Origin of the sequence: Bacillus cereus group sp. BceL291 (assembly GCF_051776705.1) — a bacterium.
Taxonomy (GTDB): Bacteria; Bacillota; Bacilli; order Bacillales; family Bacillaceae_G; genus Bacillus_A; species Bacillus_A cereus.
The window spans coordinates 20,345-35,795 of sequence record NZ_JBPWAP010000018.1 but is presented as its reverse complement, the minus strand read 5'-3'; the positions used below and the strand labels follow the sequence as shown (position 1 = coordinate 35,795).

Here is a 15,451-nt window from a genome sequence, read left to right as displayed (position 1 = left end):
CTGAAAACAACTATATTCACCTTTATTGTTTACTAAAATGAAGAATTATACGTATTGAATTTTTGTAGGCATTTTTGGATCTGTATCGTGAATTTCAAAGGATTCACCCACTCCAAATCCTTTTTCCTCTAGTACTTGTGATACTGACATACGCGCTAGTTCTTTCATGTTATTATCTAAGCTTAAATGAGCTAAATAAATATGCTTTGTCTCATCTGTAATTACATCTGCCATCGCTAATGCAGCATCCTCATTACAAACATGCCCAACGTCACTTAAAATACGTCGTTTAATGCTCCATGGATAACGTCCCATACGAAGCATTTCTACATCATGATTACTTTCAAATACAAAAGCATTAGCTCCCTTAATAACGCCCTTCATACGGTCACTTACGTATCCCGTATCTGTAATAAGCGCTAATTTCCTATTATTGTTATGGAAAGCATAAAACATCGGTTCTGCCGCATCATGAGAAACTCCAAATGACTCGACTTCAATATCACCAAATGTTTTCACATCACCAACTGAGAAAATAAACTTTTGTTCAGTTGGGATATTTCCTATTAAATGTTCCATTGCATTCCATGTTTTCTCATTCGCATAAACAGGTAAATCATATTTACGTGCCAATACACCTAATCCTTTAATATGATCACTATGCTCATGCGTTACAAGAATACCTGATACATCATTTATATTTAGTTCTGCTTGTTTAAATAAAGCCTCTGTTGCTTTACCACTTAAACCTGCGTCGACTAGTAATTTTTTTTCATCGGTTCCTACGTATAGCATATTTCCTGTACTTCCACTTGCAAGTACGCTAAAATGCAACCCCATTCTTTCTCACTCCAGTATGTTCATCAACCACTTGATTTTCCTTTTCTCCTAATTCCATAACTTGTCCTTCAATTGCATTCACAAAGAAGTCCTGCTTCTGCTCCGTTTTTAAATTCCACGTTGGAGCAAGTACTTGGTTATTAGAAGTAGATGCGGTAAGAGTGGCATAACCAATTTGCGCTTCTTTAACATGCGTATTTCCATGAATTTTATTTTTTAAATACAAATTTTCTAAAGCTGTTTGAGCCGTAATAATTTCTTGCTCTTTCGTTTTTTCACCTTCGCCCATTTCTTTTAAATCAGTTAGCATTGTCTGCGTATATGAAACAAGTTCATTTTTTTCATTTAATTCCACAACAATCATCGCCTGATTATTATAGAAAATAGGCTTATCTTTATATTTTTGGAAGAAATAAATTTTAGAGTCTTTCACCGCTCCAAATTCATACTTTTGTCCATCCAATACATAGTTCTTCAAAAATTCATTATACTTATCTTTTGATAATGATTTCGTATTTAAAAAAGGCTCTTTTAGCTTACTTTCTATCTTGTACATATTTTGTATATGCACCGTTTGATTTTTCAAAGACTGTATATCTTCTTCTTTAAAGGCTTTATTTTCCGCTCTAATAAATGACTCTTTTTTCGGTTCTTTAGGGATATTTCCCATCGTAATTTTATTTGCTTTTAATTCTTGATCTATCTTTGTTTCTGCAATAAGCTCCAATTGATTACTATCTTGCTTTTGAATGAATTGGAAAATGAGAAAGAGGTCCAAAACAAAAAAGGTCACAATAAATATGGTTTTAATCCGATCCCAATCCATTTAGTCCTCCCTCACTCCACTCATAGATTTTCTGTTTACCTGTTTCATCTTCAACAAGCTTTACATACCAAATTGGTTGTAGTCGAACCACTTGCCCATCTAGTGATAACTTGTATCCAATGCCAATATCCTTAATTAATTGTTTCTTTATCTCTGGATTATTTTCTAGGGATGCTATTACAACATGCCCTGACGGAAGAGTAACCTTCTGTTCTATACCTTTAGTATTTAAAGACAGCAACGGTCTTTCATATTCCATTACTTCTTCTGATCCCCATACTTGTCTTAATTCCGCTAATCCATCTGCATTGAATACTGGATATCCATCTTCATTTAAGCGAAATACTGTCTCTCCTTTATTCATATAGTCCAAACGATATGAATCCAAACTCCCACTGTGACCACTTACAAATTCAAAGCTTTTTTGTAAAAGCATTAAATTATCTATCGTTTTCTCAGTTAAAACAGAAGAGTTTTTATACTTTAGCATGTGACGATCGTTTTCAATTTCCATGGATCTAATACCATCTGTAAATGTTTCTTTCGACATCTCGGTAATCGGACTTAAATAACGAGGATCACTAAACAGAGTATTCTTAAACGTATCAACTGCTAAATTAGATGAAATATATGTTATATTGCTTAACTCTGTCGTTCCATCTGGTAAAAATAATTTTTTCATATCATTAAGTTGATAATCAAAATAAGGTTTTGCTGATACTATAAATTGATTTTGGGCATTTACAATATCTTTTAAATACAAGCCACTTAATTTTGCCTCGTATATTTTAAAGTTATCACCATCAGAAACAAAGTTAATTTTAATTTCTTGATCCTTACTTCTAGAAGGATCAAGGAGAATGCGATTAAAATGTTTAGGCTTATCTGTACTTTTCTCTTTCATGTTGAACATGGATTTAACTGCATCAAATGGGATATCGGTAGGGAAAACAAGTTCAACTTTCCCTTCACCATGCACATATGAAAGGAAATCCCCCTTAGTGATTGATATCTCTCTAAAACCATGTAGTTCCCCTACTTCTAGAGGCTTATAGATTGATTCTATATCTGCCTCTCTTCTGCTCCCATAATGATTTTTATCTTTATGCACGATGATAGAAGTAGGACGGACAACATCGGAAATTTTAGTTTGGTTCATTCCTTCATTCCCCTGTACAAATTTCGCGTTTTGCATGGATGTAGAATCTGGCACATACGTCCATAGATTAAAAGTAAGAAATAGGCTAATTACAACTAGGTTAATTAAAACTATTGTTTTAAAGTTTTCCATACTCATTCCCAATCGTCCTCTTCATCTGCTGCCATTGGTAACGTGAAATAAATAGTTGTCCCTTTTCCTTCTTCACTCTTCGCCCAAATAGAGCCACCATGTGCCTCAATCATTTCTTTTGCAATTGCTAATCCAAGTCCCGTACCACCCATTTGTCTTGAACGAGCTTTATCTACGCGATAAAAACGTTCAAAGATTTTATCAACGTTTTCTTTTGGAATACCCATTCCTTGGTCACTTACACTAATTTCTAATAAATCACCGCGATCACGTAAACGATATGTTACTGTTCCACCTTCTGGTGAATACTTTAATGCGTTAGAAATAATGTTATACAGCACTTGAGTAATTTTGTCAGTATCCATATCAATAAATCTAGATTTCTTAGAGAAAGATCGTTTGAAACTTACATTTTGCTCTTTAGACATTTCAAAGCGATCAATAATATTATTAAAGAAATCAGTAAAGTCGACCCATTCTTTCATTAAACGATGCTCTGTACTATCCAGTTTAGATAGCTGTAACAACGCATTTACAAGTCTAATCATTCTTTCTGTTTCTTCTTGTGTAACCGTTAAAAATTGTGGTGCAATATTTGGATCCTGCCATGCTCCATCTGTAAGTGCCTCTAAATAACTGCGCATCGTCGTTAATGGCGTCCTTAATTCATGAGAGACATTTGCCACAAACTCACGGCGTTCCCGTTCTATACGTTCCTGCTCTGTTACATCATATAGTACAGCAATTAAGCCGTTTGCCTTCCCTGTTTCTTTTTGAATAACAGAGAAACTAGCACGTAAAATATATGGTTCGTTTCTCGTACTAAAATCTAATAAAACAGAATCTGGCTCTTCATATAAATGATCGAGCGTAAATTCTTCCTGTATCCCTAATACCTCTAAAACAGATTGATCGAGCGCTGTTTCACGAGAAACATTTAACATCTTTTCCGCAGGGTCATTTAGTAAAATAATATCCCCTTTTCGATCAGTAGCAATTACTCCATCTGTCATATGTGATAAAACAGATGATAATTTACGCCTTTCACTTTCTGTAGAAGAACGAGCTTGTTGTAATTTTTTCGATAAATTATTGAAGGATAATGCCAGTTGTCCAATTTCATCATGGCTATGCACTTTTACTTTTCTGGAATAATTTCCTTTTGCCATTTCGATTGCTTGTCTCCGCATATCTGAAATTGGTCTTGTAATTGTTTGAGCCAATAAAATCCCAAGTACGGCCGTTACTAATAAAGCAATTACTGTTCCCGTAGCAAAAATTTGATTTATATCCTTCATTTGTTTATATACATCTTCCATAGATGCCACAATGTAAATAACACCAAGCGCATCCTTACCGTTATCATCTAGAATCGGAGTAAGCATAACTTGAACACGATGACCTGTACTACCATCCTTCTCAATTTTCACTTCCGGCTTTTTTTGTACTAATACTCGCTGAACAGCTATATCAGTTGATGTTCGATTCACCTTATTCTGCTTTGATTCATCTGAAATAGCCAGTAACTTTCTGTGCGAATCAAATACGCTTACCTCTTGTATAACTTTCTTCTGATCAGAGGCAAATTTTCGAATTGAAGTTTTAATCGTTTCATCTGTTGACTCTGTTTCTGCTTTTGTATAACTTTTTTTAAACTCTTGCTTCAAATTATATGATAATAAGTTTGTTTGCTGCGTTAAAGAATCCCTAAAACCTTGTACTAAGCTCTTCTCTAATTCCCTTACGAAATATACTCCAATAACTTGCATCGCTATTAATATTAATAGCATATATATAAGCACAAATTTTAAATGAATAGATTGAAAAAAACCAACTTTCTTCATATACTATTCCTGCTCTGGGTCACGCAAGTAATACCCTACTCCACGTCTAGTTACAATTAAAGTAGGATGGCTTGGATTATCTTCAATTTTTTCACGCAAACGACGTACTGTAACGTCTACTGTGCGCACATCTCCAAAATAGTCATAACCCCAAACTGTTTGTAATAAATGTTCGCGTGTCATAACTTGTCCTAAATGTTTCGCTAAATAATGTAGCAACTCAAATTCACGATGTGTAAGCTCGATATTTTCCTCGCGCTTCGTTACACTATATGCATTTGGATTAATCACAATTGGTCCAATAACCATTTCTGTATTTTCTTCTTTTTCCGCAGCACCACCTTGTTGATGGCGGCGTAAATTCGCCTTCACACGAGCAAGTAATTCCCTTGTACTAAATGGCTTCGTTACATAATCATCTGCCCCAAGCTCAAGCCCTAATACTTTATCAATCTCAGAGTCCTTTGCTGTAAGCATAATAATCGGCATTTCTGAGCTTTTACGTATTTCACGGCAAACCTCTAAGCCGTCTTTACCTGGTAGCATAATATCTAATAAAACCATATCTGGTTGCTCTTCATTAGCCTTTTCAATTGCTTCATCACCATCATGCGCCATTACTATTTCAAAACCTTCTTTTTCTAAGTTAAACTTCAAAATATCTGCAATCGGCTTTTCATCATCAACTACTAAAATTTTCTTTCCCATCATCGTCTATTTCCTCCTTATAAAAATATGGTCAATAATCCCTAAACATATTGATGTTTACATAGTATGTCCTATATGACCGCATCCTTTGTTTAAGTATTTTCTCCTCTATTCTCATAGACTCATGTATGATCCACTTTTACACGGCATCTTATACGATCTATAGAAAAACCTCTAGCTTCAACTGCTAGAGGCTCCTCGTTCTATTTTAAAATAACTACTCAGTTTTGTAAAATTACATAAATAAAAAGGATATTAAGTGGGCCCACTTAATATCCTGAGAGTGGCTCGGGACGGAATCGAACCGCCGACACGAGGATTTTCAGTCCTCTGCTCTACCGACTGAGCTACCGAGCCAAAACTATATATAAAACCACTAATGGTGGTATAAACAAAAGTGGCGGTCCCGACCGGGGTCGAACCGGCGATCTCCTGCGTGACAGGCAGGCATGTTAACCACTACACCACGGGACCAAAAATAAGCAAAAAAAAACATGACCCGTACGGGATTCGAACCCGTGTTACCGCCGTGAAAGGGCGGTGTCTTAACCACTTGACCAACGGGCCACGAAAAATAAAATGGTGAGCCATGAAGGACTCGAACCTTCGACCCTCTGATTAAAAGTCAGATGCTCTACCAACTGAGCTAATGGCTCATACTCACCAACGTCATATTTTCGTGACGACAAGATGTATCATAACATGTATTCTGTATTTATTGCAATACTTTTTTTATTTTTTTATAAAAGAATAAGAAAAAACTCATGCGGACATGAGTTTTTTCTAAAAAATATTAATTAAGCTTCATATACATTACGAACAATATTTGTTTGGTTACGATCTGGTCCAACTGAGAACATAGATATTTGAATTCCTGTTAACTCAGAAACACGTTCTACGTATTTTCGTGCATTTTCAGGAAGTCCATCTAATGATTTTACACCAGTAATATCTTCTTCCCAACCTGGAAGCTCTTCATATACAGGCTCACATTTTGCTAAAATGTTTAAGTTAGCTGGAACTTCATCAATAACTTCGCCATTGTATTTGTAAGCAACACAAATTTTAAGAGTTGGAATACCTGTTAAAACGTCGATAGAATTTAATGATAAATCCGTTAAACCACTAACACGACGTGCATGTCTTACAACAACGCTATCGAACCAACCTACGCGGCGTGGACGACCAGTTGTCGTTCCATACTCGCGACCAACTTCACGAATTTGATGACCAATTTCATCATGAAGTTCAGTAGGGAATGGACCATCACCAACACGGCTTGTATATGCTTTACATACACCTACAACGCGAGTAACTTTCGCAGGACCAACTCCAGTTCCAACTGTTACACCACCAGCAATTGGGTTAGAAGATGTAACGAACGGGTACGTACCGTGGTCAATATCAAGCATAACACCTTGCGCACCTTCAAATAATACACGGTGATTATTATCTAATGCATCATTTAATACAACAGACGTATCACATACATATTGCGCGATTTGTTGCCCGTACTCGAAGTACTCTTCGAAAATTTCTTCTACAGTGAAACCTTCTGTATCGTACATTTTTTCAAATAAACGATTTTTTTCTACTAAATTGCGCTCAAGCTTCTCTTTAAATGCTTCACGGTCTAAAAGATCAGCCATACGAATACCAATACGAGCAGCTTTATCCATATATGCAGGACCGATACCTTTTTTCGTTGTACCGATTTTGTTATCACCTTTACTTGCTTCTTCTAACTCATCTTGCTTTAAGTGGTAAGGTAAAATAACATGTGCACGGTTACTTACACGTAAATTATCAGTACTTACACCACGATCGTGTAAGTATTTTAACTCTTCAAGTAATGCTTTTGGATCTACTACTAATCCGTTTCCGATTACACAAATTTTCTCTTTATAGAAAATACCAGATGGAATTAAGTGTAATTTATATTTAACTCCGCCGAAAACAATTGTATGTCCCGCGTTATTTCCACCTTGATATCTTGCAACTACTTCCGCATGCTCAGAAAGAAAATCAGTGATTTTACCTTTTCCTTCATCGCCCCATTGTGTTCCTACAACTACTACTGAAGACATTATTAAAGCACCTCCGCAATTTTCAAACGATCTATTCAAACAATATAATTGTACCAAAACCGAAAGAGAAGTCAACCGAAAAGCGAACATTTTTTCACAAAAAAACATTTTCGTTCGTAAGAATTATATATTTAACTTATGAAAGCCTTATCTTTCTTATAAAAAAAAAAGAAACACATCTTATTATAAGAAATGTGTTTCTTTTTTATACTGCCTTTATGCCGGTGGAGCATGTCCATCCTCAAAACGACGTTCTAAGTTAACGAACTTATTGAACTCTTTGACGAATGCAAGTTCCACTGAACCTACTGGACCGTTACGTTGTTTTGCAATAATAATTTCAATTGTATTTTTGTTTTCCGTTTCTCGATCATAGTAGTCTTCACGATATAGGAAAGCTACAATATCAGCATCCTGCTCAATACTTCCAGATTCACGAATATCAGACATCATCGGGCGTTTATCTTGACGAGATTCTACACCACGAGATAACTGTGATAAAGCAATAACAGGCACTTGCAATTCACGTGCAATCCCTTTTAAGGTACGAGAAATCTCAGATACTTCCTGCTGACGGTTTTCTCCTGATTTCCCACTTCCTTGAATAAGCTGCAAATAGTCAATCAAAATCATACCAAGACCTTGTTCTTGCTTTAATCTACGACATTTTGCTCGAATCTCATTTACTTTAATACCTGGCGTATCATCAATATATATACCAGCATTTGAGAGACTCCCCATTGCCATTGTTAATTTTGCCCAATCATCGGAAGTTAATGAACCAGTACGAAGTCTTTGTGCATCAATATTCCCTTCTGCACAAAGCATACGCATAACAAGCTGATCAGCACCCATCTCCAAACTAAAAATCGCTACATTTTCATCCGTTTTCGTCGCTACGTTTTGTGCAATATTTAATGAAAATGCCGTTTTCCCTACTGATGGACGTGCTGCCACGATAATTAAATCATTTCGTTGGAAACCTGCTGTCATCTTATCTAATTCAGTAAACCCAGTTGGTATCCCAGTAACTTCACCCTTTTGATTATGCAAAAGTTCAATTTTGTCATAAGCATCTACAAGAACATCTTTAATGTTTTGGAATGCTTTTGCATTCGTTTGATGGGATACTTCTAATATTTTTTTCTCAGCCTCATTTAAAAGACCATCCACATCATCTTCTCTCTCGTATCCATCCGATACAATATGAGTCGCCGTGCGAATTAAACGACGTAAAAGCGCCTTTTCAGCGATGATGCGTGCGTAATATTCTACGTTAGCTGCAGTTGGCACAACTTCTGCTAACTCTGCTAAGTAAGAAACCCCACCAACTTCTTCTAGTAATCCTTGATCAGCCATTGCTGATGTCATCATTACTAAGTCGATCGGCTCTCCCTTATCAGATAGCCCAAGCATGACTTCAAAAATCTTTTGATGTTTCGTTCGATAGAACGAATCAGGTACCAATAACTCTGATGCTGAAGTTAACGCATCTTGATCAATCAATATGGCCCCTAAAACCGCCTGCTCAGCCTCTATATTATGCGGAGGGGTACGATCAGCAAGTACATCACTCATACGCAATCCTCCTTGCTTAATTTATTTTTATTGTTCACTAACATGAACTTTTACTGTTGCTGTTACTTGTGGATGCAATTTCACAGTAACGTTTGTATAACCTAACGCGCGGATTGCATCGTCCATTTCAAATTTACGTTTATCAAGCTTAATCTTGTGTGATTTTTGCATTGCATCTACGATTTGTTTGCTTGTGATAGAACCAAATAAACGGCCACCTTCTCCAGATTTCGCCTTTAATTCTACAGTTAATTTCTCTAAAGTCTCTTTTAACTCTTTTGCATTTTCAAGCTCTGCTGCTGCATCTTTTTCTTCTTTACGCTTTTGAGCTTCTAAAGTTTTCATACTGCTATTTGTTGCTTCAGCAGCTAATCCTTGTTTTAGTAAGAAGTTATTTGCATAGCCATCTGGTACGTTTTTTACTTCTCCTTTTTTACCTTTACCTTTTACGTCTTTTAGAAAAATTACTTTCATGATTGTGTGCCTCCCTGTAAATAGTCATCAATAACAAATCGAAGCTTCTCCTCAGCTTCATCTACTGTAACATTTTTCATTTGTGTGGCTGCATTCGTCAAATGCCCGCCACCGCCTAAGTTTTCCATAATTAGCTGCACATTCACTTCACCTAAAGACCTGCCGCTCATTCCAATGAGATTCTCGCCACGTTTCGCAACAACAAATGATGCAATAATCCCTGTCATCGTTAATAACGTGTCTGCCGATTGCGCAATAAGCACTTGATCGTAGTAATCATCACTATCAACTTTAGCAATCGCAATTCCATTTTTATAAATGTACGCATTTTTTATAGCTTTTGCAACCCGTAAATACTGATCCATATCTTCCTTTAAAAGTTCTTGTACAAGTACAGTATCTGCACCATGTGAGCGTAAATAAGAAGCAGCATCAAATGTACGAGCCCCTGTCCGGAATGTGAAACTTTTCGTGTCGACAATAATACCCGCTAACAATGCCGTCGCTTCTAACATTGTCATCTTTAAATTTTTAGGTTGATACTCAAGTAATTCTGTAACCAATTCTGCTGTTGAAGAAGCATATGGTTCCATATAAACTAGCAATGGATCTTCAATAAAATCTTCTCCACGGCGATGATGATCAATAACTACTACATTTTCAATTTTATGTAACAGTTTTTGCTCCATCACCATAGAAGGTTTATGCGTATCGACAACAACAAGTAACGACTCATCATTTGCAAATTCCATCGCTTGCTCTGGAGTAATAAAACGAGACCATAACTCCTCATTTTGTTTCACTTTGTCCATCAAACGCTTAATTCCTTTATCGGAATCATTTTCATCTAACACAATATATCCTTTACGCTCATTTAATTGAGCCACTTTTAAAATACCAATCGCAGCACCAATTGCGTCCATATCGGGAGCCCTATGCCCCATAATAATGACATTACTACTTTCTAATACTAAATCCTTTAACGCATGCGAAATGACCCTAGCGCGTACACGGGTACGTTTTTCAACCGGATTTGTCTTACCTCCATAGAACTTAACTTTACCTGTCGCTTGTTTAATAGCTACTTGGTCTCCCCCACGCCCAAGCGCAAGATCTAAACCAGATTGAGCCATTGCTCCAAGCTCTGATAAAGGTAAATCACCTGATCCGACACCCACACTTAATGTAAGTGGTATATTCCTTTTAGATGTTTCTTCACGCACCTGATCTAAAATGCTAAATTTCCCTTTTTCCATCTGCGTCAAAATACTTTCATTTAGCACAACGAAGAATCTTTCTGAAGATGCACGTTTTAAATACGCCCCATACTTAAGTGCCCATTCATTTAGTCGCGATGTCACAAGACTTGTTATATTCGTACGTAATTGATCATCTAATCCTTGTGTAACTTCATCATAATTATCCAAATAGATGACAGCTAAAACAGTCCTTTGATCCTCGTACATCTTTTCGATTTCTGTTTGTTCCGTTACATCAAAGAAATAAATTAACTTTTCTTCTTTCCTTACAAAAACGCGAAACTTTCGATTATTTAAAGAGACTATATCATCAGAAGTTTCTCCTTTAATGAAAAGAAGTAATGTTTCTGATACATCGTAAAGGTGCCATCCAGCTAATGCATGCTGTCCCAGACATGAAGATAAATAAGGATTTGCCCAATCAATCCCATAATCCTTATTGTATAACAAAATACCAATCGGCATTTGGTTAAATGCTTCATTACTTACTTTCTTTACTCTTGTAATCATATCTGTCGTATGCTTTTCGAAATTCCTTTGAAAATTAAGTTCAAATCGTATAACGATAAAGAATACGATACAAAAAATGACAAAAGCAGCTATCCCCATAATTAAATGAAAATAACAGAGAATTGAAATGAGCACAAACACAAAAAATGCCAATACATAAACAGGATATAAAAACCACTGTTTCTTATCAAATTCAGGCATGTATACAACTCCTATAAAGTAAAACTAACTCACCTTCCAGTTAGTTAAACAGATTAAAATAGTATAAGGAATATTATTTTATCCCCCTATTTTAGAACGCAATGAAATCCCTAAGTCAATTATACCTAAGATTGTCACAAGAGGAAACAGCATCGGAATAAACATGCATGCAATAAAACTAATAATAGGAACCCCTTTAGTAAAACCTTTTCTATACGCTAAAAAGGCGATAAATGTCAGACCTTGCAGTACAAGCAATAGTGCAAATATGACATTTAGGTTAGAAAATACCATATGTAAATATGATGTTGGTTCTACTTTTATAAAAGTTGCTAACAAAATAAATATAACGTAATACCAAATGATACTCTTTGGTAATTGTATATCTTTAAATTTAGGCCAAGATATAACGTCATGTTTTAACTTTTTCAAAACACTACCTGATATTATCACTGTAATCCAAGAAAAACATACTGAAACTAGCACAAGTATACTCGGAAGTAACGATTGTAATATATCATTCATTTGTGCAAGTAACTCTTTTTGTTCCTTACTAATCGGCATACCTGTAGCACTTACTATCTTTTCGCTTTTCGCCATACTTTCACTAAATATACTTTGCATTTGCTTCATTATATCTATGTTGAAAAACTTTATACTCGCAACATAAATAAGTACAAAACCAATTAAGTATGCAAGCGTCCCAGCTATTAAGATTTCCACTGGCTTTTTTCTTGTTTTATACATATATCCTAAAACAATCCCTATCAATCCAAACATAATTGTCTTCACTAAATTCATCGGTTGACTCACAATAACAGTAACAAAAAGTGCCGCTACAAAAACCACGAGCACATTAGATAGTTTATGTCTTATCATTAATAGTATAAATGGTAACGGCAACGCAAAAGTTACAACTGTACCCAAAATCGGAACATACATAGATATAAGCAATAACATTGCATATATAGCCAACAACGCGGCACCTTCAGTAATAAATCTTGCTTGTTTCACATTTTAACCTCTCTTTCAAAAAAGAAAAGCATAGCAAAATGCACAGTAGAGTCCGACTCTACTGTGCATTTCATACGCTATTATTCACCAACATATGGTAAAAGTGCCATTTGACGAGCACGTTTAATTGCAACTGTAAGTTTGCGTTGGTATTTCGCGCTTGTTCCTGTTACACGACGAGGTAAAATTTTACCACGCTCAGAAACGAAACGTTTTAATAAATCAACATCTTTATAGTCAATGCGAGTGATGCCGTTAGCTGTGAAGAAACACACCTTACGACGTTTCGCACGTCCACCTTTGCGTCCTGCCATGTCTATTTCCCTCCATTCTTTGTTAAAACTAACAAATTTACTGTATTAGAACGGTAAATCGTCGTCGGAAATGTCGATCGGTTGACCTACATTTGAAAATGGATCGTCATTCTTCGTAAATCCAGAGTTACCTTGGTTACCTTGGTTACCTTGGTTACCTGAATTACTAGATTGACCAAATGGGTTAGAGCCTTGGTTACCGAAACCAGCTCCTGATGGTTGCTGATTAAATGAACCACGTTGCTCCCCACCGCCATTACGCGGCTCTAAAAATTGCACGCTTTCCGCAAGAACTTCTGTTACGTATACACGTTTACCATCTTGTCCCTCGTAATTACGAGTTTGAAGACGTCCATCTACGCCTGCTAAGCTACCTTTTTTCAAATAATTTGCTACGTTTTCTGCTTGTTTACGCCATATTACACAATTAATAAAGTCAGCTTCACGCTCACCTTGTTGATTGGCAAATGCGCGATTCACAGCTAACGTAAAAGTAGCTACTGCAACACCATTGGGCGTGTAACGTAAGTCAGGGTCCTTAGTTAAACGACCAACGAGGATAACACGATTCATCAATCGAACCACTCTCCCTTATATATCAATTATTTTTCTTCTTCTTTAACAACGATATGACGAAGGATGTCTTCGTTGATCTTAGCTAAACGGTCGAATTCGTTAATCGCTTCTGCGTTAGATTTCACGTTTAAGATCATGTAGAAACCTTCACGTAAGTCGTTGATTTCGTAAGCTAAACGACGCTTACCCCACTCTTTCGTGTTAATGATTTCTGCACCATTGTTTGTTAAAACACCTGCAAAACGTTCAACTAAAGCTTTTTGAGCTTCTTCTTCAACGCCAGGACGAATGATGTACATAATTTCGTACTTTCTCATTACACTTTCACCTCCTTTTGGTCTAAACGGCCCGTAATGGGCAAGGAGCAATTAATTTATAGTAATTACTCACGAGTTTAGATTATATCATAGTAAGTTATATGAATCAACTCACCAATACATAAAAAACTTGGCAAACATATAATATATTTGCCAAGCTCATATCTTTATTTTTCCTAGGAAATATTAAATTAAACGTTAAAACGGAAGTGCATAACATCTCCGTCTTTTACGATATATTCTTTTCCTTCTAAACGTACTTTTCCAGCTTCTTTTGCAGCTGTCATAGAACCGTTTGTCATTAAGTCATCGTAAGAAACTGTTTCTGCACGAATAAATCCACGCTCAAAGTCTGTATGAATAACACCAGCACATTGCGGTGCCTTCATTCCTTGTTTAAATGTCCAAGCACGTACTTCTTGAACGCCAGCTGTAAAGTAAGTAGCAAGTCCTAATAGGTCATATGCTGCACGAATTAATTGATCTAAACCAGACTCTTCAATTCCTAATTCTTCAAGGAATACTTTTTTCTCTTCTTCGTCTAATTCAGCGATTTCTGATTCGATTTTTGCACATACAACGATTACTTGAGAATTTTCATTTGCTGCAAATTCTTTTACCATTTGTACGTATTTATTTTCCGAAGGATCGATAACATCGTCTTCACTTACATTCGCTACGTATAACATTTCTTTTGTTGTAAGTAAATGAAGGCCTTTAACAACCTTCATCTGCTCTTCTGTAAATTCAACAGTACGAGCTGGTTTTCCCTCTTCAAAAGCTTCTTTTAAACGAACTAAAATTTCATGCTCATATACCGCTTCTTTATCTTTTTGTCTTGCTAATTTCGCAACACGCTCGATACGCTTATCAACAGACTCTAAGTCCGCTAAAATTAGCTCTAAATTGATTGTTTCAATATCATCAATTGGATCTACTTTCCCTGAAACGTGCGTAATATTTTCGTCTTCAAAACAACGAACAACTTGGCAAATTGCATCTACTTGACGAATGTGAGATAAGAATTTATTTCCTAAACCTTCACCTTTACTAGCACCTTTTACAATACCTGCAATATCAGTAAACTCGAATACAGTCGGAACAGTCTTTTTCGGTTCTACTAATTCCGTTAATTTATTTAAACGCTCATCTGGTACTTCTACAATCCCTACGTTTGGATCAATTGTACAGAATGGATAGTTCGCAGATTCTGCTCCTGCTTGTGTAATTGCATTAAATAAAGTGGACTTCCCTACGTTAGGTAATCCAACAATCCCAGCCGTTAATCCCATATTTTTCACTCCTATGTCTCAATCTTTCATCATTATAGATAGTAACGAAAAAAATGACAAGTTTCCGCCAAACGAAAAAAAGTAACAGTTACCTACTGTAACTGTTACTCTCCCTCTATTCTTCGTGCTTCACAAGTATTTTTTTCACCTTACGATCAAACTCTCTTCGAGGAATCATTACTGAATGGTCACACCCCTCGCACTTAATGCGGATATCCATTCCCATACGAATAATTTTCCAACGATTCTCGCCACATGGATGGGCTTTCTTCATTTCCACAACATCATACAAGTTATATTCCTTTTGCTCCACTCTCCAA

15 protein-coding genes and 4 tRNA genes are annotated in these 15,451 nt (G+C 36.1%); all 19 read right to left on the bottom strand.

Going from position 1 to position 15,451, the window contains the following annotated elements; translation table 11 throughout:
* Window positions 1-45: 45 nt before the first annotated feature.
* Window positions 46-840 carry an MBL fold metallo-hydrolase gene (locus ACS2CR_RS13985; RefSeq protein WP_000522837.1) on the bottom strand — a complete coding sequence of 265 codons (795 nt, stop codon included), beginning with the start codon at window positions 838-840 and terminating at the stop codon, window positions 46-48.
* On the bottom strand, window positions 824-1,666 hold the full coding sequence (locus tag ACS2CR_RS13980) for a two-component system regulatory protein YycI (RefSeq protein WP_000383740.1): 843 nt from the start codon (window positions 1,664-1,666) through the stop codon (window positions 824-826). Before ACS2CR_RS13980 ends, ACS2CR_RS13985 begins: the two co-directional genes overlap by 17 nt.
* Entirely contained in the window at window positions 1,647-2,963 is a 1,317-nt protein-coding gene (locus tag ACS2CR_RS13975) for a YycH family regulatory protein (protein ID WP_016111063.1), read from the bottom strand. The genes ACS2CR_RS13980 and ACS2CR_RS13975 overlap by 20 nt, the downstream gene beginning before the upstream one ends.
* The gene (gene walK / locus ACS2CR_RS13970; protein ID WP_000755367.1) at window positions 2,960-4,801 is read right to left on the bottom strand and encodes a cell wall metabolism sensor histidine kinase WalK; all 1,842 of its coding nucleotides are present in this window, start codon (window positions 4,799-4,801) and stop codon (window positions 2,960-2,962) included. The genes ACS2CR_RS13975 and walK overlap by 4 nt, the downstream gene beginning before the upstream one ends.
* Window positions 4,802-4,804: 3 nt before the next feature.
* Window positions 4,805-5,512: a cell wall metabolism DNA-binding response regulator WalR gene (gene walR / locus ACS2CR_RS13965; protein ID WP_000971865.1), complete on the bottom strand. Its 708-nt coding sequence runs from the start codon at window positions 5,510-5,512 to the stop codon at window positions 4,805-4,807.
* A 281-nt stretch (window positions 5,513-5,793) separates the two neighbouring features.
* Window positions 5,794-5,866, bottom strand: a tRNA-Phe gene (locus ACS2CR_RS13960).
* A 41-nt stretch (window positions 5,867-5,907) separates the two neighbouring features.
* Window positions 5,908-5,983 (bottom strand) — tRNA-Asp (locus ACS2CR_RS13955).
* 21 nt (window positions 5,984-6,004) lie between these two features.
* Window positions 6,005-6,076 (bottom strand) — tRNA-Glu (locus ACS2CR_RS13950).
* 13 nt (window positions 6,077-6,089) lie between these two features.
* Window positions 6,090-6,165: transfer RNA gene (locus ACS2CR_RS13945), tRNA-Lys, on the bottom strand.
* Window positions 6,166-6,306: 141 nt separating this feature from the next.
* The gene (locus tag ACS2CR_RS13940; RefSeq protein WP_000100239.1) at window positions 6,307-7,596 is read right to left on the bottom strand and encodes an adenylosuccinate synthase; all 1,290 of its coding nucleotides are present in this window, start codon (window positions 7,594-7,596) and stop codon (window positions 6,307-6,309) included.
* Between the two features lie 216 nt (window positions 7,597-7,812).
* Complete coding sequence (gene dnaB / locus ACS2CR_RS13935) at window positions 7,813-9,174, bottom strand: replicative DNA helicase (protein WP_001286148.1); 1,362 nt, start codon at window positions 9,172-9,174, stop codon at window positions 7,813-7,815.
* Between the two features lie 27 nt (window positions 9,175-9,201).
* Window positions 9,202-9,648 carry a 50S ribosomal protein L9 gene (gene rplI / locus ACS2CR_RS13930; protein ID WP_000864228.1) on the bottom strand — a complete coding sequence of 149 codons (447 nt, stop codon included), beginning with the start codon at window positions 9,646-9,648 and terminating at the stop codon, window positions 9,202-9,204.
* Entirely contained in the window at window positions 9,645-11,618 is a 1,974-nt protein-coding gene (locus ACS2CR_RS13925; RefSeq protein ID WP_053513687.1) for a DHH family phosphoesterase, read from the bottom strand. The genes rplI and ACS2CR_RS13925 overlap by 4 nt, the downstream gene beginning before the upstream one ends.
* Window positions 11,619-11,696: 78 nt before the next feature.
* Entirely contained in the window at window positions 11,697-12,632 is a 936-nt protein-coding gene (locus ACS2CR_RS13920; RefSeq protein ID WP_000806422.1) for a YybS family protein, read from the bottom strand.
* Between the two features lie 80 nt (window positions 12,633-12,712).
* On the bottom strand, window positions 12,713-12,946 hold the full coding sequence (gene rpsR / locus ACS2CR_RS13915; RefSeq protein WP_000918873.1) for a 30S ribosomal protein S18: 234 nt from the start codon (window positions 12,944-12,946) through the stop codon (window positions 12,713-12,715).
* A 45-nt stretch (window positions 12,947-12,991) separates the two neighbouring features.
* The gene (gene ssb, locus ACS2CR_RS13910; protein ID WP_016111064.1) at window positions 12,992-13,522 is read right to left on the bottom strand and encodes a single-stranded DNA-binding protein; all 531 of its coding nucleotides are present in this window, start codon (window positions 13,520-13,522) and stop codon (window positions 12,992-12,994) included.
* Window positions 13,523-13,548: 26 nt separating this feature from the next.
* Window positions 13,549-13,839: a 30S ribosomal protein S6 gene (gene rpsF / locus ACS2CR_RS13905; protein WP_001233778.1), complete on the bottom strand. Its 291-nt coding sequence runs from the start codon at window positions 13,837-13,839 to the stop codon at window positions 13,549-13,551.
* Between the two features lie 191 nt (window positions 13,840-14,030).
* Window positions 14,031-15,131, bottom strand: a complete 1,101-nt coding sequence (gene ychF / locus ACS2CR_RS13900; RefSeq protein ID WP_000524672.1) for a redox-regulated ATPase YchF — start codon at window positions 15,129-15,131, stop codon at window positions 14,031-14,033.
* Window positions 15,132-15,246: 115 nt separating this feature from the next.
* Window positions 15,247-15,444: a DUF951 domain-containing protein gene (locus tag ACS2CR_RS13895; RefSeq protein WP_000435485.1), complete on the bottom strand. Its 198-nt coding sequence runs from the start codon at window positions 15,442-15,444 to the stop codon at window positions 15,247-15,249.
* Window positions 15,445-15,451: the final 7 nt, after the last annotated feature.

Excerpts from the sequence above, each read along its gene's own strand:
- ACS2CR_RS13980 (WP_000383740.1), bottom strand. The coding sequence starts at position 1,666 with ATGGATTGGGATCGGATTAAAACCATATTTATTGTGACCTTTTTTGTT.
- rplI (WP_000864228.1), bottom strand. The coding sequence starts at position 9,648 with ATGAAAGTAATTTTTCTAAAAGACGTAAAAGGTAAAGGTAAAAAAGGA.
- walR (WP_000971865.1), bottom strand. The coding sequence starts at position 5,512 with ATGATGGGAAAGAAAATTTTAGTAGTTGATGATGAAAAGCCGATTGCA.
- ACS2CR_RS13985 (WP_000522837.1), bottom strand. The coding sequence starts at position 840 with ATGGGGTTGCATTTTAGCGTACTTGCAAGTGGAAGTACAGGAAATATG.
- dnaB (WP_001286148.1), bottom strand. The coding sequence starts at position 9,174 with ATGAGTGATGTACTTGCTGATCGTACCCCTCCGCATAATATAGAGGCT.
- ACS2CR_RS13925 (WP_053513687.1), bottom strand. The coding sequence starts at position 11,618 with ATGCCTGAATTTGATAAGAAACAGTGGTTTTTATATCCTGTTTATGTA.
- ACS2CR_RS13940 (WP_000100239.1), bottom strand. The coding sequence starts at position 7,596 with ATGTCTTCAGTAGTAGTTGTAGGAACACAATGGGGCGATGAAGGAAAA.
- ychF (WP_000524672.1), bottom strand. The coding sequence starts at position 15,131 with ATGGGATTAACGGCTGGGATTGTTGGATTACCTAACGTAGGGAAGTCC.
- walK (WP_000755367.1), bottom strand. The coding sequence starts at position 4,801 with ATGAAGAAAGTTGGTTTTTTTCAATCTATTCATTTAAAATTTGTGCTT.
- rpsR (WP_000918873.1), bottom strand. The coding sequence starts at position 12,946 with ATGGCAGGACGCAAAGGTGGACGTGCGAAACGTCGTAAGGTGTGTTTC.
- ACS2CR_RS13975 (WP_016111063.1), bottom strand. The coding sequence starts at position 2,963 with ATGAGTATGGAAAACTTTAAAACAATAGTTTTAATTAACCTAGTTGTA.
- rpsF (WP_001233778.1), bottom strand. The coding sequence starts at position 13,839 with ATGAGAAAGTACGAAATTATGTACATCATTCGTCCTGGCGTTGAAGAA.